Origin of the sequence: Janibacter corallicola NBRC 107790 (assembly GCF_001570965.1) — a bacterium.
Taxonomy (GTDB): Bacteria; Actinomycetota; Actinomycetes; order Actinomycetales; family Dermatophilaceae; genus Janibacter; species Janibacter corallicola.
Window position 1 is genome coordinate 16,208 of sequence record NZ_BCSR01000022.1, and the last position, 23,645, is coordinate 39,852.

Here is a 23,645-nt window from a genome sequence, read left to right on the forward strand (position 1 = left end):
GAGGCTCCGCTCACACGACGGCGATCTGCCTGCGGCGGTAGCCGGCCAGACCGATCACCGCGAGGGACGCGGCGAAGAGCAGGGCGAGGACGAAGGGAGTCACCGTGAAGTCCTCGACCGGCGGTCCCGCGAGCTGGTGGAGCGGCGAGAGAGCGGTGAGAGCCGCGGGCAGGTCGAGCAGCTCGCCGAAGAACTCCACGATGCCCATCCACACGACGAGCGCCCAGCACACCGGTGCCGTCAACCGCGGGGCCCATCCGTAGAGAGCGGCGCCGAGGCCCGACACGACGAGTGAGGCGGGGGTCAGAGCGAGGTGGGCGCCGGTGATCTGTCCGATGATCGAGGCATCCCCGGTGACCGCCGCGGCAGCGAGGCCGGTGCACAGGCCGGTGACCAGGGTGATGACGAGGACTCCGCCGGTGACGGCTGCCAGGTGTGCCCCCAGCCACGCAGCGCGTCCGACGGGGGTCGCCAGGACGGTGTCGGCCCGGCCGCTGCTCTCCTCGACCTGCAACGTCCGTATCCCAGAGACGGCGTAGGCGGCGACGAGGACGGTGACGAAGGCGCCGAGGAAGGAGGCGTACCCCTCGAGCAGTGCGTCGGTGCTGAACATCTCGGCGAGGGCCGGCGGCATGTCGTCGCCGGCATCGATCATGGCCTGCGTGAAGGCTCCGTCGACGATGCCGAGCGCGAGGACGCCCGCGCCCCAACCCAGGAGGCCGCCGCGCTGCAGGCGCAAGGCCAGCCCGGAGGGAGTGCCGAGGCGAGGACGGGCGTGTGGCCGACCGGGGCGCACCGCGACGAGGCTGGCGCCGAAGTCCCGCCGACCGAGCAGGGCGTAGCCGACGGCGGTCCCCGCGACCGCCAGCGCGACGAGGAGGAGAAGGGGGCTCCACCGGTCGTGCACGTACGGTGCCGTCTGCGTCGCCCACCCCAGCGGCGAGAGCCACGAGGCGGCGCTCCCACCGGTCGCGGCCATGTCCCCGACGGCCCGCAACCCGAAGGCGGCGCCGAGCACTGCACCGGCCATGCCTGCGGCAGGGCGCGAGAACTCGCTCAGCTGGGCGGTGACCGCGGTGACGCCGGCGAAGGCGAGACCCGTCAGTGCGGTGCCGAGGCCGACGAGGACCGAGCCGGTGACCGCGAAGCCGTTGGCGATCGCGAGACCGGTGACGACGAGGAAGGAGAGTGCGTCGGTGACGATCGCGATGATGATGGCTGCCGTGAGGAGCGAGTAGCGCCCGGCCACGTTGGCGCGGATCAGCTCGGCACGCCCGGTCTCCTCCTCGAGGCGGGTGTGCCTGGTCACGAGGAAGATGTTCATCAGGGCGGCGAGCAGGAAGAGGTAGGGGGCGTACCCGGCGGCGAAGAACCGCTCGTACGTCGGTGCCTCCATGCCGAAGGCCGGTCCGGTGAACATCCGGCCGACGGGCTGGGTGAAGATCGGCACCAGCGCCGCCAGGTCGCTCTTGGTGGGGGCCAGGACCGGCAGGGCGGTGCCGATGTAGATGACGAAGATGCCCAGGCCGGCGATCCAGGCGGGTAGCTTGACCCGGTCGCGCCGCAGGCCGAAGCGCACCAGTGTGCCGGTGCCGGTCAGGGTGTGGGGGGTGCGTGGTTTCGCGTGGTGGGTCGGGGCTGTTGCCGTGGTCATCGTGCGCCCACCTCCTCGACCTCCCCTTCGACCCCCAGCTCCTCGTCGGTGACGTCCTCCCCGTAGTGGCGCATCAGCAACTGCTCGAGGGTCGGCGGGTGGGCGGTGAGGGCGTGGACCCCGAGGCCGGCGAGGGCCTGCACGACCGGCTGCACCCGGTCACCGTCGACCTGGAAGTGCACACGTCCGTCCTCCCGTGTCAGGTCGCTCACTCCGGGGAGCGAGGCCAGCTCCTCCGCCGGCCGCTCGGTCTGCACCTCGAAGGTCGTGCGGGTCATGTGCCGCAGGTCGGCGAGGCTGCCGGACTCGACCACCCGGCCGCGCCGGACGATCGAGATGCGGTCGGCGAGGGCCTCGACCTGGGCGAGGATGTGGCTGGAGAGGAGCACGGTGCGGCCGGCTCCCTTCGCCTCGGCGATCGCCTGCTGGAAGACCACCTCCATGAGCGGGTCGAGCCCGGCGGTCGGCTCGTCGAGGAGCAGCAGGTCGACGTCGGAGACGAGCGCGGAGATCAGGGCGACCTTCTGCCGGTTGCCCTTTGAGTAGGTGCGCGCCTTCTTCGACGGGTCGAGGTCGAAGCGTTCGCACAGCTCGTCGCGGCGCGCGTGGTCGACGTGGCCGCGCAGCCGGGCGAAGAGGTCGATCGCCTCGCCGCCGGTCATCGTCGGCCACAGCTCGACGTCGCCGGGCACGTAGGCCAGGCGCTTGTGCAGCTCGACCGCGTCGCTCCACGGGTCGCCGCCGAGCATCCGCACGGTGCCCCCGTCGGCGCGCAGCAGTCCGAGGAGGACGCGCATGGTCGTGGACTTGCCGGCGCCGTTGGGGCCGAGGAAGCCGTGGACCTCGCCGTGGTGGACCTCGAGGTCGAGGCCGTCGAGGGCGTGCACGGAGCCGAAGGTCTTGACCAGGCCCTCGGTGGCGATGACGGGTTCGGTGGTGCTCATGACGGCTCCTGCTCGTCGGTGGGCGCCGCGAAGACCGCGGCAAGTTCGCTGTAGGCACCCTCGGTGAGCAGCCCGTGGGAGAACAGCTCGAGGGCGGGCCCGAAGTACGGGGCGATGTCCCGGGGGTCGTTGCTGGGGGAGAGGAAGTCGACGTCGAGGAGACGGTTGAGCTGCTCGTGCAGCACGAGAGCGCCCAGGGACCAAAGGACGAGGACGACGACTCGCTCGCGCGGGGTCGCGCTCGGCCGGATCGAGCCCATCCGCTCGCCTTCGGCCATGTAGGCCTCGGCGTCGGCGACCATGTCGTCGACGAGTCGGTCGATGTGCTCGCCGCCCTCGCTGAGGGTGCGCACGAGGTAGCGCAGGAGCGGTCGGCCCTCCTCGAAGAGATTGAGGCCCGAGAGGGGGTTCATCCCGGGCCCCTTGGCGACGACCTGCTCCTTGCCGACCCGGATCAGCGCGACGACGTGCTCGTCGCAGGCCCGGTGCAGCCCGGCCTTGGACCCGAAGTGGTGGATCACCAGCCCCTGCGACACCCCTGCGTGCTCCGCGATCGACTTCAGGCTCGTCCCGGCCACCCCACGCTCTCCGAAGAGCTCGATGGCGGCATCCCGGATGCGAACCATCCCCTCGCTCGCGTCCGCTGCCATGTCTGCTCCCCATGCCTGCTGACTGTTCATTCAGTCAGTGTGCTCCTGACTGAATGAACAGTCAATGCCGGGTGACGGCGGGTGGGAGGCTGGGCGCGTGGACTTCACCTTCACGGACACCTGGCACCTGCCCGCGGATGTCGACACGGTGGTCGCGGCACTGGCCGACATCGAGCGGTACCCGACGTGGTGGCCGCAGGTGCGCTCGGTCACCCGCATCGACGAGCACTCCGGCCGCGGGGTCGTGCGCAGCCTGCTGCCGCTCCGGCTGGACCTGGTGCTCACCCGCGAGGTCGAGGACCGCGGCGCCGGTCACCTGCGGGTGCGCCTGTCCGGGGACCTGCGTGGTCATGCCGAGTGGCGGGTGGTGGCCGGGGCGAAGGGAGCCGAGGCCCGCTTCGAGCAATGCGTGAGGGTCGCCACCCGCCTGGAGCGGATGGCGACCCTCGTGCCGTGGCTGCTGCGGGCCAACCACGCCTGGATGATGCGGCAGGGTCGGCGCGGACTGGTGGCCGCGCTGTGACCCCGGGTGGCCTCAGGAGGCGGGCGTCTCCTCGTCGCTGAGCGGCTTCTCCTTGGTGGCCAGCTCCTCGCGGGCGCGGGCGGTCGCGGCCTCGATGTCGGCCTCGGAGTGCGAGACGTCCGGCTGCGGCGTGTGGGTCTGCGCGACGGGCATGTTCCACCGGGCGGTGGTCATGCCGGCCTCCTTGGCCCGGGCGAGGGCCTCGAGGATCACCTTCTCGGCCTCGGCGCGGCCGTCCCAGTGGGCGCCCTCGACGGACTTGCCGGGCTCGAGGTCCTTGTAGGTCTCGAAGAAGTGCTGGATCTCCAGGCGCCAGAACTCGCTGACGTCCTCGAGGTCCTTGATGCCCTCCTTGCGGGGGTCGCCGGCGGGGACGCACAGGATCTTGTCGTCGCCGCCGGCCTCGTCGCGCATGTGGAACATGCCGATCGGCCGCGCCCGCACGAGGCAACCTGGCCACGTCGGCTCGTCGAGGAGCACGAGCGCGTCCAGGGGGTCCTCGTCCTCACCGAGAGAGTCCTCGATGTAGCCGTAGTCGCTCGGGTAGGCCATCGACGTGAAGAGCATGCGGTCCAACCGGATCCGGCCCGTCTCGTGATCGACCTCGTACTTGTTGCGCTGGCCCTTCGGGATCTCGATGGTGACGTCGAACTCCACTGGTGGTACCCCTTCGTCTAGGTGCAGTGATCGGGTGAGGGTGATCTAGTCTCGTGGGCAGTGTCCCACCACTTCCCGATCAGCACCTGAAGGGGCCCGCCCGAGTGCGCCGAATATTCATCTCGTTGACCACGGTCGTTGCCCTGCTGCTGGGCTACGGCGCGGCCGACGCCTACGACAAGGTCCCGGGCGTCCTCACGATCGATGACCGGCCGGCAGACGCCGAACCGGAGCCCCCGCACGTGGAGCCGGTGCTCGAGCCCGCCTCGAAGCAGGCGCCCGTCCCGACGGAGAAGGGCCTGGCCCGTGCGCTCGGCGGCAAGAAGGTCGCCCAGCCGCTCGGCCCCCGCGTCGCGGTCATCGTGCGCGACGCCCTGACCGGTGACGTCCTCTACGCCGACCACGAGGACCGCGGCCAGACACCGGCCTCCACCGAGAAGCTCCTCACCGCCGCCGCGATCGCCGACGGCAACGACCTCAGCCGCACCATGAAGACCAAGGTCGTCTCCGGCGAGAAGCCGAACGAGATCGTCCTCGTCGCGGCCGGCGACACCATGCTCGCCCCCGGCGAGGGCGACCCCACCGCCGTCGAAGGGAGGGCCGGCCTGGCCGACCTGGCCCACCAGGTCTCCGCCTCGCTGAAGGACTCCGACCAGCAGGGCAAGGTCACCCTGCGCCTGGACAACACCTACGCCAAGGGCCCGCGCTACGCCCCCACGTGGGACATGGCAGACGTCGCTGCCGGATACACCCAGGGGGTGTCGATGATCGGCCTGGCCGGCGACCGGCCGCAGCCCGGCGTGCCCTCGCCGCGGGAGCCGGAGAGCAAGGTGCTGAAGACCTTCGGCAAGCAGTTGCGCAAGGCCGGGGTCAAGGTGGCGGTGGACGCCGCCGAGAAGACCTGGTCCCGGCCCTCACCGAAGGGCGCCCGGACCCTCGGGGCTGTCGAGTCCGCACCGATCGGTGACGTGCTCGCCGTGGCCCTCGAGGACAGTGACAACGCCCTCACCGAGAACGTCGCCCGCCAGACGGCCCACGCCGACGGTGCGGGCACGAGCTTCAAGGACGTCGTGGGCTGGGTGCGCTCCACCCTCACCGACGCGGGCGTGGACATGTCCGGGGTGAGGATGAAGGACAGCTCCGGCCTCAGCTCCGGGCAGCGGATCCCGGTACGGGTCATCTCCGACGTGACGCAGATGGGCATCACCGGTTCCGCGCCCTCCCTGACCCGGGTGCTGGCCGACCTGCCGATCGCCGGCCTCAACGGGACGATGTACGACCGCTTCCACACCCCGCAGAGCCGCTCGGCCGCCGGCATCGCCCGCGCCAAGACCGGCACGCTGACCGGCACCTCCGCCCTCGCCGGGACGACGACGACCCGCGACGGGCGGCTGCTCACCTACGTCATCAACGCCGACAAGGTCCCCGAGACCTCCGGGACCCTCGGGGCCCGGAGAGCGCTGGACCAGATGGTCGCAGGCATCACCGCCTGCGGCTGCCGCTGACCGGGAGGGAGACCCACGCAGTGACCGAGTACGTCGACTGGGACTTCGCCAAGCGCACCGGCGCCCGGCTCGCCCCGCCGGGACCGGACGTCTCCCCCGAGGAGGCCGCCGAGGTCGTCGGCCACATCCACGAGCTCGCCGCATCCGCGGTCGAGCCGGTGGCCACCACCTCGCTGCTGCGCGCGCCCGGGGAGGCCCCCGCGCCGCTCGTCGTCGACCGCCGGACGTGGATCGACGTCAACGCCGACTCGATGTCGGCGATGCTCGAGCCGGCGATGGACCGGATGTCGGCGTTGCGCGACAAGCCCGTGTGGGGCCCGGCGGCGAGCGTCGGAGGCAAGGTCACCGCGACCGAGGCGGGCAGCATGCTCGCCTTCATGTCGACCAAGGTGCTCGGCCAGTACGACATCGCCCCCGGCGGCACCCCGGCCCTCCTCCTCGTCGCGCCGAACATCGTGGCGACCGAGCGCCGGATCAAGGCCGTGCCCCGCGACTTCCGGCTCTGGGTGTGCCTGCACGAGGAGACCCACCGGGTGCAGTTCACCGCCGTGCCGTGGCTGCGTGAGCACATGGTGGAGCGGGCCCGCACCCTCGCCGAGGAGCTCGTGCCGGACGGGCAGGCGCTGCGGGATCGCTTCGCCCAGGCCTCCCGGCAGCTCCCGCGGGTCTTCAGCGGGGACGGCCAGGGCATCGCCGAGCTCGTCATCACCCCCGAGCAGCGCGAGCAGATGGCGCAGGTCACCGCCGTGATGTCCCTGCTCGAGGGCCACGCCGACGTCGTCATGGACGACGTGGGGCCCGAGCACGTGCCCACCGTCGCCGACATCCGTGACCGTTTCGACCAGCGCCGCAAGGGCGCCGGGATGGTCGACCGGCTGCTGCGCCGCCTCCTCGGCCTCGAGGCGAAGATGCGCCAGTACCGCGACGGCGCGGTCTTCGTGCGCACCGTCCAGGAGGCGGTCGGCGTCGAGGGCTTCAACGCCGTGTGGACCTCCCCGGAGACCCTGCCCACCGCCCGCGAGATCACCGAGCCGCACACCTGGGTGCGCCGGGTGCACGGCTGATGGCGGCCGGCCACCCGTCGCAGGCGGACTGTCGAAGGGGGGTCCGTGCCGTCCTCGAGGGGATGCCCGAGGGGTCCCTCGTGCTCGCCGCGGTGAGCGGCGGCACCGACTCCCTCGCGCTCGCGGCCGCGCTCGCCGCCGAGACCACCGCCGCGGGGGTGGAGGCCGGCGCGATCGCCGTCGACCACGGCCTGCAGGAGGACTCCGCGCAGACGGCACTGCTGGCCAGCCAGCAGTGCATCGGACTCGGGCTGGAGCCGGTCGCGGTCGTGCCCGCGGACGTCGCCGCGACCGGGGAGGGCCTCGAGGCCGCGGCCCGCGACGCCCGGTACGCCGCCCTGGCCGACACGGCGACGCGGCTCGCGGGGGAGCGGCCGCACATCGTGCTGCTCGGGCACACCCGCGACGACCAGGCCGAGCAGGTCCTGCTCGGGCTCGTGCGCGGCTCCGGCGCCCGGTCCCTCGCGGGGATGCCGGCGGTGCTGACGCGGGAGGGGACCCCCTTCGCCCGGCCGTTGCTGCACCTGCCGCGGGCCACGACGGAGGCCGCGACGCAGGCCTGGGGCCTCGTGCCGTGGGAGGACCCGATGAACGCCGACGAGGGCTTCGCCCGGGTGCGGGCCCGCCGCGCCCTCGCCGACCTCGAGGACCGGCTCGGCCCGGGCATCGCCCAGGCCCTGGTGCGCTCGGCGGACCTGCTGCGCGAGGACGCCGACCTGCTGGACCAGCTCGCCGAGTCCTCGGTGCCCGCCACCGAGCCGGGGGAGGACGGGCAGAACACCGTGGCAGTGACCGACCTCGAGGGGCTGGCACCCGCCCTTCGCTCCCGGGTCTGGCGCCGGCTGCTGCTGGCTGCCGGGGCGCCCGCCGGGTCCCTGACGGCCACCCACGTGGCCGCCTGCGACGCCCTGGTCACCGAGTGGCACGGTCAGGGTCCGCTGCACCTGCCCGGGCTGCGCGTCCAGCGGTCGGGCGGCCGGGTGACCATCGCGCCCGCGACTACGGGACAATGACGACGGGCCCGAGCGAAGAAGGAGAATCGTGGACGCCAGCGACATGCAGGAAGACCTCGTCGAGGTGCTCATCACCGAGGAGCAGATCCAGACCCGTCTCGCCGAGCTGGCGAAGGAGGTCTGGGAGCACTACGAGGGCGAGGACCTGCTGCTCGTCGGGGTGCTCAAGGGCGCGGTCATGGTCATGGCCGACTTCATGCGCCACCTGCCCGGGTCGGCGCCGATGGACTGGATGGCGGTCAGCTCCTACGGCTCCGGCACCAAGTCCTCGGGGGTGGTGCGCATCCTCAAGGACCTCGACGCCGACATCACCGACAAGCACGTGCTCATCGTCGAGGACATCATCGACTCCGGCCTGACCCTCTCCTGGATCCGGGCCAACCTCGAGTCCCGCTCGCCGGCGTCCGTGGAGATCCTCACCCTGCTGCGCAAGCCGGACGCCGCCAAGGTCGAGATCGACACCAGGTGGACCGGCTTCGACATCGCCAACGAGTTCGTCGTGGGCTACGGTCTGGACTACGCGGAGGGCTACCGCAACCTGCGCGACGTGGCCACCCTCGCCCCGCACGTCTACAGCTGACGAAGGGGGATCCCGCCGGCCCGTCCACCGGCCGGGAACACCGTGGCAGGGGTGCACGTTGCCCTGATAGCCGAAGTGTGCCGGTGTTCGGGTAGTTTCGACCCTGTCCGCCGGCCGCCACGGCGGCCCGCCACATCGTCGAGTCAGGAAGTCCGGGGAACCCGTACCCGTATGAACGCCAAGAAGTTCTTCCGTGCCCCCCTGTTCTGGGCACTGCTGCTCATCACGATCTTCGTGGTGATGTTCATGACCCAGGGCAACGACGGGTATGAACGGATCGACACCTCCGCCGCGGAGAAGCTGATCACCCAGAACAAGGTCGAGGACGCCCACTTCACCACGGACAACGTCCTCCAGCTGGACCTGAAGAAGGGCGAGACCTACTCCGACGGCGAGGCGGTCCAGAAGGCCAACAAGGTCCAGACCGAGTTCATCGACGCCCGGGCCAAGCACTTCGTCTCCCTGACGGACAAGCACGTCGACGGGGTGCAGAACGACACCGTCGAGCGCCCCAGCATGTGGGGCAACATCCTGCTGTCCTTCCTGCCGCTGCTGCTGCTCGTCGGCCTCTTCTGGTTCATGCTCAGCCAGGCGCAGGGCGGCTCGAAGGTCATGCAGTTCGGCAAGTCCAAGGCCAAGCTCGCGACCAAGGACACCCCGAAGGTCACCTTCGCCGACGTCGCGGGCTCCGACGAGGCGGTCGAGGAGCTGCACGAGATCGTGGAGTTCCTCCGCGAGCCGAGCAAGTTCCTCGCGGTCGGCGCCAAGATCCCCAAGGGCGTGCTGCTCTACGGCCAGCCCGGTACCGGTAAGACGCTGCTGGCCCGCGCGGTCGCCGGTGAGGCGGGCGTGCCCTTCTACTCGATCTCCGGCTCGGACTTCGTCGAGATGTTCGTCGGTGTCGGTGCCTCCCGGGTGCGTGACCTCTTCGAGCAGGCCAAGACCAATGCGCCCGCGATCGTCTTCGTCGACGAGATCGACGCCGTCGGTCGCCACCGCGGCGCCGGCCTCGGCGGCGGCCACGACGAGCGCGAGCAGACGCTGAACCAGCTGCTCGTGGAGATGGACGGCTTCGACGTCAAGACCAACGTCATCCTCATCGCGGCGACCAACCGCCCCGACATCCTCGACCCGGCGCTGCTGCGCCCGGGCCGTTTCGACCGCCAGATCGGGGTCGAGAACCCCGACATGATCGGCCGGCACCACATCCTCCAGGTGCACGCCGCCGGCAAGCCGATGGCCCCGGGCGTGGACCTGCTGGCCGTGGCCCGCCGCACCCCCGGCATGACCGGTGCCGACCTGGCGAACGTCCTCAACGAGGCGGCCCTGCTCGCCGCCCGCAGCGACAAGCAGTTCATCGACGACAAGTCGCTCGACGAGGCCATCGACCGGGTCATCGCCGGCCCGCAGAAGCGCAGCCGGATCATGAGCGCCCAGGAGCGGAAGATCACCGCCTACCACGAAGGGGGCCACGCCCTCGTCGCCGCGGCGATGAACCACACCGACCCGGTCACCAAGATCACGATCCTCCCGCGCGGGCGGGCCCTCGGCTACACGATGGTCATGCCGCTGGACGACAAGTACTCCACGACGCGCAACGAGATCCTCGACCAGCTCGCCTACGCCCTCGGCGGCCGGGTCGCGGAGGAGATCATCTTCCACGACCCCTCGACCGGTGCGGCCAACGACATCGAGAAGGCCACCGGGATGGCCCGCAAGATGGTCACCGAGTACGGCATGAGCGAGCGCGTCGGCGCCGTCAAGCTCGGCCAGACCCAGGGCGAGCCCTTCCTCGGGCGCGACATGGGTCACCAGCGGGACTACTCGGAGGACCTGGCCAAGGTCGTCGACGAGGAGGTGCGCCGCTTCATCGAGGCCGCCCACGACGAGGCGTGGCACGCGCTCAACGACAACCGGCACGTCCTGGACCGGCTGGTCCTGGAGCTGCTCGAGCACGAGACCCTCAACGCCAAGGAGCTCGAGGAGGTCTTCGGCGACGTCCAGAAGCGGCCGCACCGCCCGACGTGGCTGAGCAGCGAGCACCGACAGCTCTCCGACATCCCTCCGGTCCTCACCCCCGCCGAGAAGAAGGCGATGCGCGAGCGCGAGGAGTCCGCGTCCGAGGGCAGCACCCAGGTCGGCGACGCCATCGACCGGGCCGCCGAGGAGGGGGCCACCTTCCCCGACGACTCCGACGGGCGGAACTGACCCCGTGGTCCTCGACGCCGAGGGAGCCGAGCACCTCTCCGCGCACGCGGACCTGCCGCGGATCGAGGCCGCGGTCCGGGAGATCCTGCTCGCGGTCGGCGAGGACCCCGACCGGGACGGCCTGATCGAGACACCGGCCCGCGTGGCCCGCGCCTACGCGGAGGTCTTCCAGGGCCTGCACGCCGACCCGGCGGAGGTGCTGGAGACCACCTTCGCGCTGGACCACGACGAGCTGGTCATCGTCCGCGACATCGAGCTGTACTCCACGTGCGAGCACCACCTCGTGCCCTTCCACGGGGTGGCGCACGTCGGTTACCTGCCGGGCTCCTCGGGCCGCGTGACCGGCCTGTCCAAGGTCGCCCGGCTCGTCGAGCTCTACGCCCGGCGCCCGCAGGTCCAGGAGCGGCTCACCCGCCAGGTCGCCGACGCACTCGTGGAGCACCTCGACGTCGCCGGGGTCATCGTCGTCATCGAGGCGGAGCACCTGTGCATGTCGATGCGCGGGGTGCGCAAGCCCGGAGCGCGCACCATCACCTCCACCGTCCGCGGCCAGCTGCGGGACGCGACGACGCGCGCGGAGGCGATGGCCCTGCTGACGGGGGCCGCACGGTGAGCCACCCCCTCCTCGACCGTCTCACCGCGGAGCGCACCCATCCGGGTCCCGTCGTCATGGGCGTCGTCAACGTCACGCCCGACTCCTTCAGCGACGGCGGCCAGTGGTTCGACGAGGACGCCGCCGTCGCGCACGGCCGCGGGCTGGTCGCCGCCGGCGCCGCGGTCGTCGACGTCGGCGGCGAGTCGACCCGTCCGGGCGCCTCCCGCCCCGACGAGGCCGAGGAGCTGCGCCGAGTCGTACCCGTCGTGCACGCCCTGGCCGGCGAGGGCGCGGTCGTCTCCGTGGACACCATGCGCGCATCCGTCGCCGCCGCGGCCCTGGAGGCCGGCGCCGCGATCGTCAACGACGTCAGTGGGGGCCTCGCCGACCCCGCGATGGCCGAGCTCGTCGCCTCCAGCGGCGCCCCCTTCGTCGTCATGCACTGGCGCGGGCACTCCACCGACATGTACGGCCCGGCGCAGTACGACGACGTCGCCGGCGAGGTCGCGGCGGAGCTCGAAGGGCGCGTCGCCACCCTGCTCGAGGCGGGCGCCACCCGCGACCAGCTCGTGCTGGACCCTGGTATCGGGTTCGCGAAGACCGCCGATCACAACTGGGAGCTGCTCCGGGACCTCGGGCGCATCGTCGACCTCGGGCTGCCGGTGCTGCTCGGCACCTCCCGGAAGGGCTTCCTCGGCAAGGTCGGACGCGTCGAGGGGCAGGAGCGGCGCGCGACCGAGCGTGACGTGGCCACCGCCGTGACGAGCGTGCACGCCGCCGCCGCCGGCGTGTGGTGCGTGCGGGTGCACGACGTGACCGCGACCGTCGACGCCCTGGACGTGGCGGGGGCGTTGCGCTCATGACTGACCGGATCAGGCTCGCGGGGGTGCGGGCACGGGGGTTCCACGGGGTGCTCGCCGAGGAGAAGCGCGACGGGCAGGAGTTCGTCGTCGACGTCGAGCTGGCGCTGGACCTCGCGCCGGCCGGGAGCAGGGACGACCTCACCCGCACCGTGGACTACGCCGAGGTCGGGGCCGACGTCGTGGCCCGGATCGAGGGGCCCTCGCTGGACCTCATCGAGGCCCTCGCGGAGCAGATCGCCGCCGACGCGCTGGCCCGCCCGGGGGTGCGCGCCGTCGAGGTGACGGTCCACAAGCCGGAGGCACCCGTGGGCGTGCCCTTCGGGGACGTCGCGGTCACGCTCAGCCGCACCCGTGCCGAGGACGTCGTCGTCGCGCTCGGGGCCAACCTCGGGGACCCGGTGGCCACGCTCGAGGCGGCGATCGCCGAGCTCGACGGGGTGCTCGACGGGGTGCGGCGGGCCCCCTTCGTCACGACGGACCCGGTCGGGCCGCCGGACCAGCCGCGCTACACCAACACCGTGGTCGTCGGCACGACCGCCCTCGGCCCGGAGGAGCTGCTGGCCGCCCTGCACGCCGTGGAGGCCAGGCACGGCCGGGTCCGCGACGTGCGGTGGGGCGCGCGCACCCTCGACCTGGACCTCATCCAGTACGGCGACCCGGCCCGGGAGCGCGACGTCACCTCGGGCGAGGAGACGCTGCTGCTGCCGCACCCGCGAGCCCACGAGCGCGCCTTCGTGCTGCACCCGTGGTCGCGGGTTGCCCCCGACGCCCTGCTGCGTGTCGATGGCACGCCGACCCCGGTCACCGAGCTGCTGGCGGGCGTCGACACGAGCGACCTGGAGGAGCTGGGGTGCTGAGGCACGGGCTGCGGGTCACCACCGTCCTCGTCACCGCCGTCGCGACCACGGTGCTCAGCTGGTCCGCCGGTCGCTGGTGGCTCAGCTCCGGGCACGCACCCGTCCAGGTCGGGTGGCTCGTGGGGGTGCTGCTCGTCGCCATGGCGGCGGTGCTTCTCTACGCCGGTCGGCCGATGTGGCGGATGCGGCGCGGCCGCGGGCACGTGGAGCCGCTCGTCGCGGCACGCCTGCTCGGGCTGGCCCAGGCGAGCGCCCTCACGGGGGCGATCGCCGGGGGTGTCTACCTCGGGCTGGCGCTCGTGCTCGTGCCGGACATCGGCTTTGCCGGTCGGGGGATCATGGCGCTGAAGCTCGGCTTCGCGGCCCTCGGCGCCGCCCTCATCGCGGTCGCCGGCATGCTCGTGCAGCGGTGGTGCCGGATCGACCGGGACGACGAGGACGAGGACGACGAGGCCTCGGAGCAGCGCAGCGGGGGCTGAGCCGTGCCGATGTGGCTGCGGGAGATCTGGGACCGGCTGGTCGCCTCCGACCCGGGACTCTCCCGGCTGCGGCTGGCGGTCGGGGGAGCCCTCAGCATGGTCACCGCCCTCGGGGTGGAGCTGGTCGCGGCCCGCCTGCTCGGGGCGGGTGGCAAGGCCTCGCTGCTGCTGATGATGCTCGGCGGCATCGTCGCGATGATGGGCTCGATGGTCCTCTCCGGGGTCGGCCCGGGCACGTGGGTGAAGGTGCGCACCGCCGTCTTCTTCCCGGTGGCCTTCGGCGTCGGGCTGACTCTCGGGACGCTCGCACACGTCGACACGCGGCTCACGCTCGCGGTGTTCGTGGTGATCTCCTTCGCGGCGGTCTTCGTGCGCCGCTTCGGGATCCCGTTCTTCTTCTACGGCTTCATGGCCTGGATCGGTTACATGATCTCGACGCTGCTGGGGGCGACCCCGGTCATGCTGCCGATCATGCTGCTGGCCCTGGTGATCGGCACCGCGTGGGTGCTGCTCCTGTCGCTGACGGTCCTGCGGGACAACCCGGCCCGCACCCTCCGGAGGACGCTGCGGGCCTTCCACGCCCGGGTGCGCACCGTCGCTGCCGTCTGTGCCGACCTCGCCGCGGTCGACGTGACCGACGAGCGGGAGCTGCGGCGGTGGCAGGCCCGTCTGCACGCGCACCAGCGTCGGCTCACCGAGGCCGCGCTGATGATCGAGGCCGTGTCGGGGCAGCAGTCGCTGCCCAGCGCCCGGGCCGGGAACGGCTGCGCAACCACGCCCTGGACACCCAGCTCGCGCTGGACTCCCTGGCCGGGTCCGTGGAGGCGATCGCGACGAGCGTCCCGACACTGGCCGCCCGGACCGCCGCCGTCGCCGCGGCGGTCGCGCGACGGGACCCCGCGGGTGCACGTCGTGCCGTCGACGAGCTGCGTGTGCGCGTCGCGGAGAGCCCCGGTCTGGAGGCCGAGGTGTGGTGGCCGGTCTACCGGCTCACCGAGGCGGTGGCGGAGTTCGCGGACGTGGCGGAGCGGGACCCCGACCGGGGCGAGGCGGACGGCGAGGTCGAGGACGCGTCCACCGACTTCCACTCCGCCGTGGAGCTGATGATGGGCAACCTGCCGAGCGCGGCCCGCCTCGCCCGAGAGGTCCCGCCGAGGGGGCCGCGCTGGCTGCTGGCGCGGATGTCGATGAACACCCGCCAGTCACTCCAGGTCGCGGTCGCGGCCTCGCTCGCCGTGGTCGCCGGCTCGCTGCTCTCCCCGGGCAGGTACTACTGGGCACTCATCGCGGTCTTCGTCACCTTCACCGGCACCGCGACCCGGGCGGAGTCGGTGCGCAAGGCGCTCTACCGGCTGCTGGGCACGCTGCTCGGGCTCGTCGTCGCGATGGTCCTCGCCCACCTGACCGCGGGCGACCCGGTCCTGGTCCTCACGGTGATCGTGGCCAGCCTCTTCTGCGGCTTCTACCTGCTGCGGGTCTCCTACGCGATGATGATCTTCTTCATCACGATCATGGTCGGTCAGCTCTACACCGTGCTGGGGCGCTACTCCGACCACGTGCTCGTGCTCCGGTTGGAGGAGACCGCCATCGGCGCCGTCATCGGCATCGTCGTGGCGCTGGCCTTCCTGCCGCTGTCCACCCGCGACACCGTGCGAGTGGCCCGCGACGGGGTGCTGGAGACCCTTGCCCTCGCGATGGAGACCGCGGCAGGCCGGATCGACGAGGCGGGCCCCTCTCCGGTCCCCACCGGCGGGGACGAGACGAAGGGGGAGGAGCGGCCCGCGGAGCTGGAGGAGCTGACCCGTCAGCTCGACGACGGGGTGCGCCAGCTCGTGCTCGTGGCCACCCCCTTCTCCCGGCCGGCGATGTGGGGCAGTGCCGGGCGGCACCTGCGCTACCGGCTCACCCGGTACGGGGCGATCGCGGACAACGTCCGGGCCCTGACCGTCGGAATGCGCCGCTCACCCGTCACCGACGAGCCCGCCCTGGCCGAGGTCGCCCGATCCCTCGCGGAGACCGCCCGCGGCCTGACGGCGAAGGGGGACACCGGCCGGGTGCCGAGCGGTGACGGCTGGGAGCGGATCAGCCAACGGCTGCACGCCCGGATGCCCGACGAGCCGCCCCCGCCGCACTACGAGGTGGTCCGGCCGCTGCTGCAGATCAGTGACCTGCTCGCCGAGATCAGTCCGCGGATCATGGAGGCGCGGGCCGGGTAGAGGTCCGGGCGCTCGTCTATTCGGTCGCTCGGACCTCGACCCGTTCGGGCACCGACCGCTCCCGCCGCGATCCGGGTGCCGGTGGTGTCGGGCTCGACGTTGCCGACGACGAGGGCGAGCAGCGACAGGACGCCCAGGGCGAGCAGGAAGAGGCCGGCACCGATCCGACGAGCCGGATCTGCACGGTCTCCCGGCTCCAGTGGATCGGGGACTCCCTTCAGAGCGGCTCGGCCCAGACGACCCAGTTGCCCTCGTAGTGACCGTCCTCGAAGGAGGTCTGCGGGTCGCAGGTGATCATCCGCAGCACGGGGTCGGGGTTGTCGTAGTCCCAGATGGAGTCGTCGTCCGGCACGCCCGACTTGCTGGCCGCCTCGGAGCGGGTGACCCGGAACTTCACCTGCTCGCCGGAGGTGTACTCCACGGTGACGACGTCCCCGGCGGAGGCCTTCGGCAGGTTCCAGAAGACGTCCGGGTTGCTGCCGTGGTTGATGTGCCCGACGAGGATGCTGGCGCCCGCGAAACCGGGCTTGGGCCAGCCCGGTTCGGCGTACCACCCCGCGGTGCCGAAGGGGGGTGCCAGCACGTTCTCGGAGTCCAGCTGGGTGGCCTGCAGGTTGGCGTCGACGAGCTCCTCGCCGCCGGAGTCGACGAGGACCCGGCTCGGGCTGCCGTCGGGTGCCAGGGTGCTGCCGTCGGAGTCGCTCGTGCTGGAGGAGGAAGGCGATGACGATGCACTGGAGGAGGAGCTGGAGCTGCTGGAGCTCGTCGACTCCTTGTCCTTCGTCTCCTTCTTGGGCCTGTGCTGCTGCGCCTTCGACGTGCTCGAGGGCGATGTGCTCGAGATCTCGCTCGGCGGCACGTAGGTGCCGGGGGAGACCGAGTTCTGGGCGTCGTCGCGTTGCACCCACCAGGCCCCGCCGGCGACGGCTCCACCGAGGATGAGGACGAGTGCTGCGACCAGCAGCATCGCCGTGCGTCGGTCGGGTCGCTTCCGGTTGCGCTCGGGTCGCGTCGGTGGCGTGCTCACGTGGTGATCCCTTCCCCCTGAAACCGTCTCGCTCGGGCCGCGCAGAGCGCGGCCCGAAGGAGACTATCCACACTCCCTGAACAAATGGTGGGCCCCCGGTCGATCTCGACCGGGGGCCCACGTCGTGTGCGTGGCTGGCTCAACTCATACCGAGCCGGTGCCCTGTGCTCAGTTCTGCTCCGAGCGGCGGCGGGCGGCGAAGACCGCGCCGGCGCCAGCACCGAAGAGCAGCAGCCCACCGAGGCCCAGCGCGGCGTTGTTGGCGCTGGCGTCCTTCAGCTGGCCGCCGTCGGTCTGGACGACGTCCGGGACCTGGGGCTGACCGGCGTCACCGGAGTCGTCGGTCTGCTCGGCGTCGCCCTCGCCCTGGCCCTGGTCGTCACCGTTGTCGGTGTCGCCCTCGTCCTGGCCCTGGTCGTCACCGTTGTCGGTGTCGCCACCGTTGTCCTGGTCGTCGCCGTCACCGTTGCCGGTGTCGCTGTCGGCCCAGGGGGCGCGGTACTCGACGTTGCAGGCGCTGCCGGGGGTCTCCTCGGTGTCACCGGCCGCGTCGACGCAGTCCTGGGAGAGGATCCGCACGTAGTCGGCGCCCTCGACGAGGTCGAAGGTGTTGGAGACCTCGCCCTTCTCGACGTCCCACGTGTAGGAGGTGAGCTCCTCGTGGTCGCCGTCGAGCACCTGGATGATCAGGGTGCCCGCCTGCTTGGCGGTGCCCTCGACGGTGAAGACGTTGTCCTTCAGCGGCAGCGAGCCCGGCTCGTCGAACCAGTCGTTCTCCTCCGGCTCGGTGGGCTCGGTCGGCTCGTCGCTCTCGCCGACCTGGATGGCGCCCACGACGTTGTCCTCGGGCGCGGTGCACTCGAGGTTGAGCACGAAGCCGGTGTCGGTGGTCAGGGCTGCGGTGAAGTCGCCCGCCGTGATCTCGGCCTCGCCCTCCTCGGCAGGAGCGGTCTCGGCCTGGCCCGTGCCGGTGGCGACCGTCGTGACGCTGCCCTCGGCCGGGACCTCGGTCTCCGGGACGGTCAGGTCCGCGGTGCGGTCCTGGCCGTCGAAGGTGTAGTTCGTGGTCGAAGTGCCCTCAAGCGTCTTGATGTTCAGGGCGCGCATCTGCGACTGGGCGTCGTCGCCCGGGGTGACGGCGGCCTTGATGCTCGGGGCCGGGATCTCGGCGCCCGGCTCGACCTGCTCGGGAGCGCCGATGGTCAGGTCCACGGTCCACGGGTCGTTGAAGTTGATGCCCAGGTCAGGCACGGCGCAGGTGTAGCTCAGCGTGTTGCTCACGTCCGCCTGGGCCGGCGCGGCGGTGAAGAGCCCGAGACCGACGGTCCCGAGCCCGGTGACGAGTGCGGCGCCGACGGACAGCCCGCGGCGAGTGGCGTGGCGCTTGGCCATGAAGTGACTCCCCTTGCGTAGTGAGTGCGCACCCCTGCGGCTGCGCCTTCCACGTGCAACTTAACGGCCGCTGGGAGTGGGGGCAAGGATTTCCCAGCACTTTCTTACCGGCGGGTTACTTCACCTTGGGATTACGGAGTGGTCTCGGATCGGCTACTTGTCGATATCTCCGACGACGAAGAACATCGACCCGAGCACCGCGACGAGGTCCGCGACGAGGCAGCCCGGCAGCAGCTCGGAGAGCACCTGGACGTTGCCGAAGGAGGCCGAGCGCAGCTTCAGCCGCCACGGGGTCTTCTCCCCGCGGGAGACGAGGTAGTATCCGTTGAGGCCGAGCGGGTTCTCCGTCGCGGTGTAGAGCTCGCCCTCGGGGACCTTGAGCACCTTCGGCAGACGCTGGTTGATCGGGCCCTGCGGGAGGGAGCGCAGCCGCTCCACGCAGGCATCGGCCAGGTCGAGGCCGACGTGGGTCTGCTCGAGCAGCACCTCAAGGCGCGCCAGGCTGTCGCCGGCGGTGCGGGTGACGACCCGGCCGGGACCCCCTTCGGCGAAGAGCTCACCGTAGGCGAGGTACGGCGCGTCGCGCCGCAGGTCCAGGTCGACCCCGGAGGCACGGGCGATCGGCCCCGAGACGCCGTAGGACTCGGCGAGCGAAGGGGGCAGCACGCCGACCCCCTTCGTCCTCGCCTGCAGGATCTCGTTGCCGACGAGCAGCGACTCCAGCTGCGGCATCCGCTTGCGCACCGCCGCGACCGCCGCGGAGACCCGGTCCAGCCAGCCGGCCGGCAGGTCCTGGTAGAGGCCACCGACCCGGTTGAACATGAAGTGCATCCGCCCGCCGGAGATCTCCTCCATGACCGACTGGATCTCCTCCCGCTCGCGGAAGGAGTAGAAGATCGGCGTCATCGCGCCCAGCTCGAGGGGGTAGGAGCCGAGGAACATCAGGTGGTTCAGCACCCTGTTCAGCTCCGCGAGGAGGGTGCGGGCCCAGACCGCCCGCTCCGGCAGCTCCATCCCGAGCATCCGCTCGACGCCGAGCACCACGCCGAGCTCGTTGGCGAAGGCGGAGAGCCAGTCGTGGCGGTTGGCCAGGACGGTGATCTGCCGGTAGTCGCGGACCTCGAAGAGCTTCTCGGCGCCGCGGTGCATGTAGCCCACGACGGGTTCGGCAGAGATGATGCGCTCGCCGTCGAGGGCCACGCGCAGCCGCAGCACGCCGTGCGTGGCGGGGTGCTGCGGGCCGATGTTGAGCACCATGTCGGCGCTCGCCAGGGACGCGTCCCCGACTCCGACGTCCAGCGTGCGCGCGGTGGGACTGGCCATGGCGCCAGTATGGGGTACGCGAAGGGGGCTTGCCGCAGCGGCAACCGCTGGCACCATGGCCCGGTGCCTCCTCGTCCCCGTGCCCGACGCGTCCTGGCCGCAGCAGCGGTCGTGACGGTGGCCGCCGGCGTCGCCGCGGGCTGTGCCTCCCCCTCGAGCTGGACGCCGGGGCAGGACGCGGTCGTCGATGCCGAGACCGTGCTGGACCCGTGGTTCGAGGCGGTGCGGACGGCCGACGAGGCGGCGGCGACGATCGTCGTCATGGGCGACTCGGTGAGCGAGGGGGCAGGGCTCGACACCCCCCGGAAGCGCTGGGTCGACCGGTTGCAGCGCGGCCTGCGCTCGCGAGCCGGTACGCCGGGCTGCGAGGCCGGCCCCGCCGGGTACCACGGCACGACCTCCCTGGTGCCGACGTTCTACCAGACCGAGACCCTCCCCGACCCGGCCGTGGAGGGGAGGGCCGAGCGGGCCCTCGAGGTCGGGCCCGGCGGGCGCTCGATGCGGCTCGCGCCCGGCGGGAGCGTCGCCTGGCCGGTGCAGGCCACCGGCGTCGACGTCGGCTACCGCACCCAGAGCGGGGGCGGCCGGGTGGTCTTCGAGGTCGACGGCGAGCGCCGGGGGTCGCGCACGACCGCCGTGGAGGGCGAAGGGGGCCGGGCCGTGTGGTCCTCCCCGGAGCTGGGGCCCGGGCGGCACGTCGTCACCGCGCGCAACGTCAGCGACGAGCCGGCGCCGGTGACCGTCACCGACCTCATCCCGTACCGGGGGGACCGGGACCGGTGCGTGCACGTCCTCGACGCCTCCCGGTCGGGCGTGCGGCTCGCGACGATCGTGCGTACGCCGGGCTACCTCGCGGACACCCTCTCGCTGCAGCCCGACCTGCTCATGGTGCCGCTCGGTTTCAACGACATCATCGCCCGGACCTCGCCGGAGGAGTTCGGGCGGGACCTGGGCCGGCTCGTCCGGGAGTCCCGGTCCTTCGGGTACGAGGGGCCGGTGCTCCTCGTCGGGTGGTTCACGCCCGACCTGTACCCGTGGCACCCGGCGTGGCGGGACTACCTCGACCAGATGCAGGGAGCCACCCGGATCGAGGGGGTCAGCTTCGTCAACCTCGCGCCGGTGCTGCCGCCGGTGCGCGAGGCCCCGGACGGGATCTACGTCGACCGCCTGCACCCTTCGGCCAAGGGGCAGCCGCTCATCTCCCGGGCGCTCCTGCCCGCGCTCGCGCCCCGCGCGGAGTGAGCCGGTGGGGGTGAGGCGGGCCGCTCCGGTGGCGAGGCGGTCGGCTCAACGGGTCGTGTCGGCGGTGATCCGGCGGCGGCCCCAGAGGAAGTCGCCCAGGCCGGGGCCGGTGAGGGCGCCCGCGTGGGAGGCCCGGGAGAGCGCGGCGAGGTAGCCGGCCGGGTCGGTCCTCGCCTGCTCGATCGGCGGGCGGGTGCCGTCGATGCCCAGCTCCCGCAACGCCTCCCGTTGGGTGCACACCTCCAGACGAAGGGAGTCCATCGCCACGTGGGCCGTCAGGTCGCAGCTGCCGTCCGGCGCGGGTGGGCAGACCGCGCCGTCGCGGTAGCCGACGAGCGTGCCCTCCGGCGGCCGGGTGTCGGTGAGGTGGCCGTAGTCGATGACGAGCAGCAAGCCGGAGCCGATGGTGCTGGTGAGCCCCGCCAGCGCTTGGTCGCGGGCGCGTCCGACCTCGACCGCTTCGCCCGGCGCGTAGGGGCCGGGCCACCACCGGTCGGCCCACTGCGCGTCCGACCCGGTGAGCGGGGCGCCCGGGTGCTCGGCGCCGGCCTCGTCGAGGAGGACCTCACGGAGGGTGCCGTCCTCGTCGGCGCGGGCGATCGGGCAGGGCACGACGTCGAGCCACTCGTGGGCGAGGACGAGCGCGTCCCGTGGGCCGCCCAGGTCGGGCAGGTCGGCGCCGCCGGGGGAGGCCAACCAGTCGATGCGCGGGTCGAGGTGGTCGGGGCGGGGAACGACGTCGACCCCGAGGAGCCCGAGGTCCGGGTCGCGCTCCGCGGTGAGGTCGGCGAGCGCGGTGAGCAGTTCGCCTCTGCCGCAGCCGATGTCGATGACCCGGCGCAGCCCCTCCCGGGCGGCAAGCTCCAGCAGCGCCTCGGCGAGTAGTCCGGCCGCCGATCCCTGGGCGGACGTCGCGAAGTGCCCGGCCGGCCCCTCGGGGCGGCGGTAGAAGCCCCTTTCGTCGTACAGCGCCTGCTGCCACGCCTGCTCCCACGTCCGCACCCGGCCATTCTCACCCAGACCGGGTTCGCGGGTAGCGTCCTGCGGGTGAGTACGCCACCACAACGGCCCGCCGGGCGCCCCATCCTGCGTGTCGGAGTCGTCGGCACCGGGCGCGTGGGCGCGGTGCTCGGAGCCGCGCTGCGATCCGCCGGCCACGAGGTCGTCGCCGCCTCCGCGGTCTCCCGGGACTCCCGCGACCGGGCCGAGCTGCTGCTGCCCGAGGTGCCCATCCTGCCGGTCCCCGAGGTCGTCGAGCGCGCCCAGCTGGTGCTGCTCGCCGTGCCCGACGACGCCCTGGCCGACCTCGTCGCGGGACTGCACCGCACCGGTGCCTGGCGTGAGGGGCAGCTCGTGGCGCACACCTCGGGCCGGCACGGGCTGGCCCCCTTCGCCCCGGTCGCGGGGTCGGTGCTCGGCATGGCGATCCACCCGGCGATGACCTTCACCGGGACCAGCCTCGACCTCTCCCGGCTGCCCGAGGCCTGCTTCGGGGTCACCACGCCCGAGGAGATGCGCCCGGTTGCCGAGGCGCTCGTCGTCGAGATGGGAGGGGAGCCGGTGTGGGTACCGGAGCAGGCGCGCGGTCGCTACCACGCAGCCCTCGCACACGGCTCCAACCACATGGTCACCCTCGTCGCCCAGGCGATGGAGGTCCTCACCACCGCCGGCATCGAACCCGCCGACCGGGTGCTTCGCCCGCTGCTGCAGGCCAGCCTGGACAACGCGCTCGCCGGGGGTGACACCGCTCTCACCGGACCCGTCGCGCGCGGTGACGCCGGTACGGTGACCGCGCACCTGAGCGAGCTGGCCGACCTGCCGGAGGACATCCGACCCGCCTACCACGCCCAGGCGCGGGCCACCGCCCGACGGGCCGTCCGCAGCGGACGGCTGCGGGGCGAAGCCGCCGAGCAGATCCTGCACGTCCTCGACGAGGAGCAGCCATGAGCGAGACGACCCTTCCCTCGATCGCGCGCACCCGCGCCGAGCTGGCGCCCGCGCGCGACCGTCTCGACGACGGCGACGTCGCCGTCGTGATGACGATGGGCGCGCTCCACGAGGGGCACGCCGAGCTCATCCGCACCGCCCGCACGCGTGCCCGGCACGTGCTCGTGACGATCTTCCTCAACCCGCTGCAGTTCGGGCCGGGGGAGGACCTCTCGAAGTACCCGCGGACCTTCGACGACGACCTGGCGATCTGCACCCGCGAAGGGGTCGACCTCGTCTTCGCGCCGACCCCCGACGTGATGTACCCGGAGGGGGAGCCGGGGGTGCGCATCTCCGCCGGGCCGCTCGGGGACGTGCTCGAGGGGCAGTCCCGGCCCGGGCACTTCGACGGGATGCTCACCGTCGTCGCCAAGCTCATGCACCTCACCCGCGGGGACCTCTTCTACTTCGGGCAGAAGGACGCCCAGCAGCTGCTGCTCGTGCGGCGGATGTCCCGCGACGTGGACTTCGGCGCGACCGTCGTCGCGGTGCCCACGGTCCGCGAGAGGGACGGCCTGGCGATGAGCAGCCGCAACACCTATCTCTCGGAGAACGACCGGCAGACCGCCCTCGTGCTCTCCCGGGCGCTGTGGGCCGGTGCCGAGCACGCTGAGGAGGGCCCCTCCGCCGTGCGCCGCGCCGCCCGCGAGGTGCTCGTCACCGAGCCGCTCGCGCTCGTGGACTACCTCGTGCTCGTCCACCCGGACACCCTCGAGGAGGTGCCCGAGTGGTACAAGGGCGAGGCGCTGCTCGCGGTCGCCGCCAAGGTCGGCACGACCCGGCTCATCGACAACACCCCCGTGCTGCTGGGGCCCGGAGGGGGCGCGCTGCCGGTCTTCTCAGACGAGCGCGTGGGGTGACGTGCCC

The 23,645-nt window shown here is 72.3% G+C and carries 23 protein-coding genes; 15 read left to right on the plus strand and 8 right to left on the minus strand.

The window, feature by feature from the left end:
* Positions 1–10: 10 nt before the first annotated feature.
* The 3 genes from JCO01S_RS09350 to JCO01S_RS09360 are packed head-to-tail and all read right to left on the minus strand — an operon-like array spanning position 11 to position 3,278.
* The gene (locus JCO01S_RS09350; RefSeq protein WP_068254328.1) at positions 11–1,654 is read right to left on the minus strand and encodes an ABC transporter permease; all 1,644 of its coding nucleotides are present in this window, start codon (positions 1,652–1,654) and stop codon (positions 11–13) included.
* Positions 1,651–2,598 (minus strand): ABC transporter ATP-binding protein, encoded by a 948-nt coding sequence (locus JCO01S_RS09355; protein WP_068254331.1) that lies wholly within the window; start codon positions 2,596–2,598, stop codon positions 1,651–1,653. The genes JCO01S_RS09350 and JCO01S_RS09355 overlap by 4 nt, the downstream gene beginning before the upstream one ends.
* On the minus strand, positions 2,595–3,278 hold the full coding sequence (locus tag JCO01S_RS09360) for a TetR/AcrR family transcriptional regulator (RefSeq protein ID WP_084342799.1): 684 nt from the start codon (positions 3,276–3,278) through the stop codon (positions 2,595–2,597). The genes JCO01S_RS09355 and JCO01S_RS09360 overlap by 4 nt, the downstream gene beginning before the upstream one ends.
* Before the next feature lie 67 nt (positions 3,279–3,345).
* Here JCO01S_RS09360 and JCO01S_RS09365 point away from each other — a divergent pair, with 67 nt between their 5' ends.
* Entirely contained in the window at positions 3,346–3,771 is a 426-nt protein-coding gene (locus JCO01S_RS09365; RefSeq protein ID WP_068254421.1) for an SRPBCC family protein, read from the plus strand.
* A 12-nt stretch (positions 3,772–3,783) separates the two neighbouring features.
* Here the strand turns inward: JCO01S_RS09365 and JCO01S_RS09370 are convergent, their stop codons facing one another.
* A complete protein-coding gene (locus JCO01S_RS09370; RefSeq protein WP_068254346.1) occupies positions 3,784–4,428 on the minus strand; it encodes an inorganic diphosphatase in 645 nt (214 codons plus the stop codon).
* A gap of 125 nt (positions 4,429–4,553) precedes the next feature.
* Between JCO01S_RS09370 and dacB the strand changes: the two genes are divergently transcribed.
* From dacB to JCO01S_RS09420, 11 genes are all read left to right on the plus strand, one after another.
* A complete protein-coding gene (gene dacB, locus JCO01S_RS09375) occupies positions 4,554–5,933 on the plus strand; it encodes a D-alanyl-D-alanine carboxypeptidase/D-alanyl-D-alanine endopeptidase (RefSeq protein WP_068254347.1) in 1,380 nt (459 codons plus the stop codon).
* Between the two features lie 20 nt (positions 5,934–5,953).
* Complete coding sequence (locus JCO01S_RS09380) at positions 5,954–6,997, plus strand: zinc-dependent metalloprotease (protein ID WP_068254350.1); 1,044 nt, start codon at positions 5,954–5,956, stop codon at positions 6,995–6,997.
* Positions 6,997–8,010 carry a tRNA lysidine(34) synthetase TilS gene (tilS, locus tag JCO01S_RS09385; RefSeq protein WP_068254354.1) on the plus strand — a complete coding sequence of 338 codons (1,014 nt, stop codon included), beginning with the start codon at positions 6,997–6,999 and terminating at the stop codon, positions 8,008–8,010. Before JCO01S_RS09380 ends, tilS begins: the two co-directional genes overlap by 1 nt.
* A 28-nt stretch (positions 8,011–8,038) precedes the next feature.
* Positions 8,039–8,590, plus strand: a complete 552-nt coding sequence (hpt, locus tag JCO01S_RS09390; protein WP_068254357.1) for a hypoxanthine phosphoribosyltransferase — start codon at positions 8,039–8,041, stop codon at positions 8,588–8,590.
* 171 nt (positions 8,591–8,761) lie between these two features.
* Positions 8,762–10,798: an ATP-dependent zinc metalloprotease FtsH gene (ftsH, locus tag JCO01S_RS09395; protein WP_068254360.1), complete on the plus strand. Its 2,037-nt coding sequence runs from the start codon at positions 8,762–8,764 to the stop codon at positions 10,796–10,798.
* Positions 10,799–10,802: 4 nt separating this feature from the next.
* A complete protein-coding gene (folE, locus tag JCO01S_RS09400) occupies positions 10,803–11,411 on the plus strand; it encodes a GTP cyclohydrolase I FolE (protein ID WP_068254362.1) in 609 nt (202 codons plus the stop codon).
* Positions 11,408–12,256 carry a dihydropteroate synthase gene (gene folP / locus JCO01S_RS09405; RefSeq protein ID WP_245634388.1) on the plus strand — a complete coding sequence of 283 codons (849 nt, stop codon included), beginning with the start codon at positions 11,408–11,410 and terminating at the stop codon, positions 12,254–12,256. The genes folE and folP overlap by 4 nt, the downstream gene beginning before the upstream one ends.
* Entirely contained in the window at positions 12,253–13,113 is an 861-nt protein-coding gene (gene folK / locus JCO01S_RS09410) for a 2-amino-4-hydroxy-6-hydroxymethyldihydropteridine diphosphokinase (protein ID WP_068254366.1), read from the plus strand. Before folP ends, folK begins: the two co-directional genes overlap by 4 nt.
* Positions 13,107–13,592 (plus strand): DUF3180 domain-containing protein, encoded by a 486-nt coding sequence (locus JCO01S_RS09415; protein ID WP_068254369.1) that lies wholly within the window; start codon positions 13,107–13,109, stop codon positions 13,590–13,592. The genes folK and JCO01S_RS09415 overlap by 7 nt, the downstream gene beginning before the upstream one ends.
* Before the next feature lie 3 nt (positions 13,593–13,595).
* Positions 13,596–14,696, plus strand: a complete 1,101-nt coding sequence (locus JCO01S_RS16245) for a YccS family putative transporter (protein ID WP_245634389.1) — start codon at positions 13,596–13,598, stop codon at positions 14,694–14,696.
* A gap of 83 nt (positions 14,697–14,779) precedes the next feature.
* A complete protein-coding gene (locus JCO01S_RS09420; RefSeq protein ID WP_245634390.1) occupies positions 14,780–15,808 on the plus strand; it encodes an FUSC family protein in 1,029 nt (342 codons plus the stop codon).
* 217 nt (positions 15,809–16,025) lie between these two features.
* On the opposite strand, the gene JCO01S_RS09425 is transcribed toward JCO01S_RS09420, so the two are convergent.
* From JCO01S_RS09425 to JCO01S_RS09435, 3 genes are all read right to left on the minus strand, one after another.
* A complete protein-coding gene (locus tag JCO01S_RS09425) occupies positions 16,026–16,835 on the minus strand; it encodes a class F sortase (protein WP_068254374.1) in 810 nt (269 codons plus the stop codon).
* Between the two features lie 168 nt (positions 16,836–17,003).
* Complete coding sequence (locus JCO01S_RS09430) at positions 17,004–18,227, minus strand: DUF6801 domain-containing protein (RefSeq protein WP_068254376.1); 1,224 nt, start codon at positions 18,225–18,227, stop codon at positions 17,004–17,006.
* 153 nt (positions 18,228–18,380) lie between these two features.
* The gene (locus tag JCO01S_RS09435) at positions 18,381–19,550 is read right to left on the minus strand and encodes an NADH-quinone oxidoreductase subunit D (protein ID WP_068254380.1); all 1,170 of its coding nucleotides are present in this window, start codon (positions 19,548–19,550) and stop codon (positions 18,381–18,383) included.
* Positions 19,551–19,613: 63 nt separating this feature from the next.
* Here JCO01S_RS09435 and JCO01S_RS09440 point away from each other — a divergent pair, with 63 nt between their 5' ends.
* Positions 19,614–20,792, plus strand: a complete 1,179-nt coding sequence (locus JCO01S_RS09440) for an SGNH/GDSL hydrolase family protein (protein WP_157074547.1) — start codon at positions 19,614–19,616, stop codon at positions 20,790–20,792.
* A gap of 45 nt (positions 20,793–20,837) precedes the next feature.
* Here the strand turns inward: JCO01S_RS09440 and JCO01S_RS09445 are convergent, their stop codons facing one another.
* Entirely contained in the window at positions 20,838–21,794 is a 957-nt protein-coding gene (locus tag JCO01S_RS09445) for an SAM-dependent methyltransferase (RefSeq protein WP_068254387.1), read from the minus strand.
* Positions 21,795–21,839: 45 nt separating this feature from the next.
* On the opposite strand from JCO01S_RS09445, the gene JCO01S_RS09450 reads away from it, so the two are divergent.
* Together JCO01S_RS09450 and panC are read left to right on the plus strand one after the other, a co-directional pair.
* On the plus strand, positions 21,840–22,739 hold the full coding sequence (locus JCO01S_RS09450; RefSeq protein WP_068254389.1) for a Rossmann-like and DUF2520 domain-containing protein: 900 nt from the start codon (positions 21,840–21,842) through the stop codon (positions 22,737–22,739).
* Entirely contained in the window at positions 22,736–23,638 is a 903-nt protein-coding gene (gene panC, locus JCO01S_RS09455; RefSeq protein WP_068254392.1) for a pantoate--beta-alanine ligase, read from the plus strand. Before JCO01S_RS09450 ends, panC begins: the two co-directional genes overlap by 4 nt.
* Positions 23,639–23,645 lie beyond the last annotated feature (7 nt).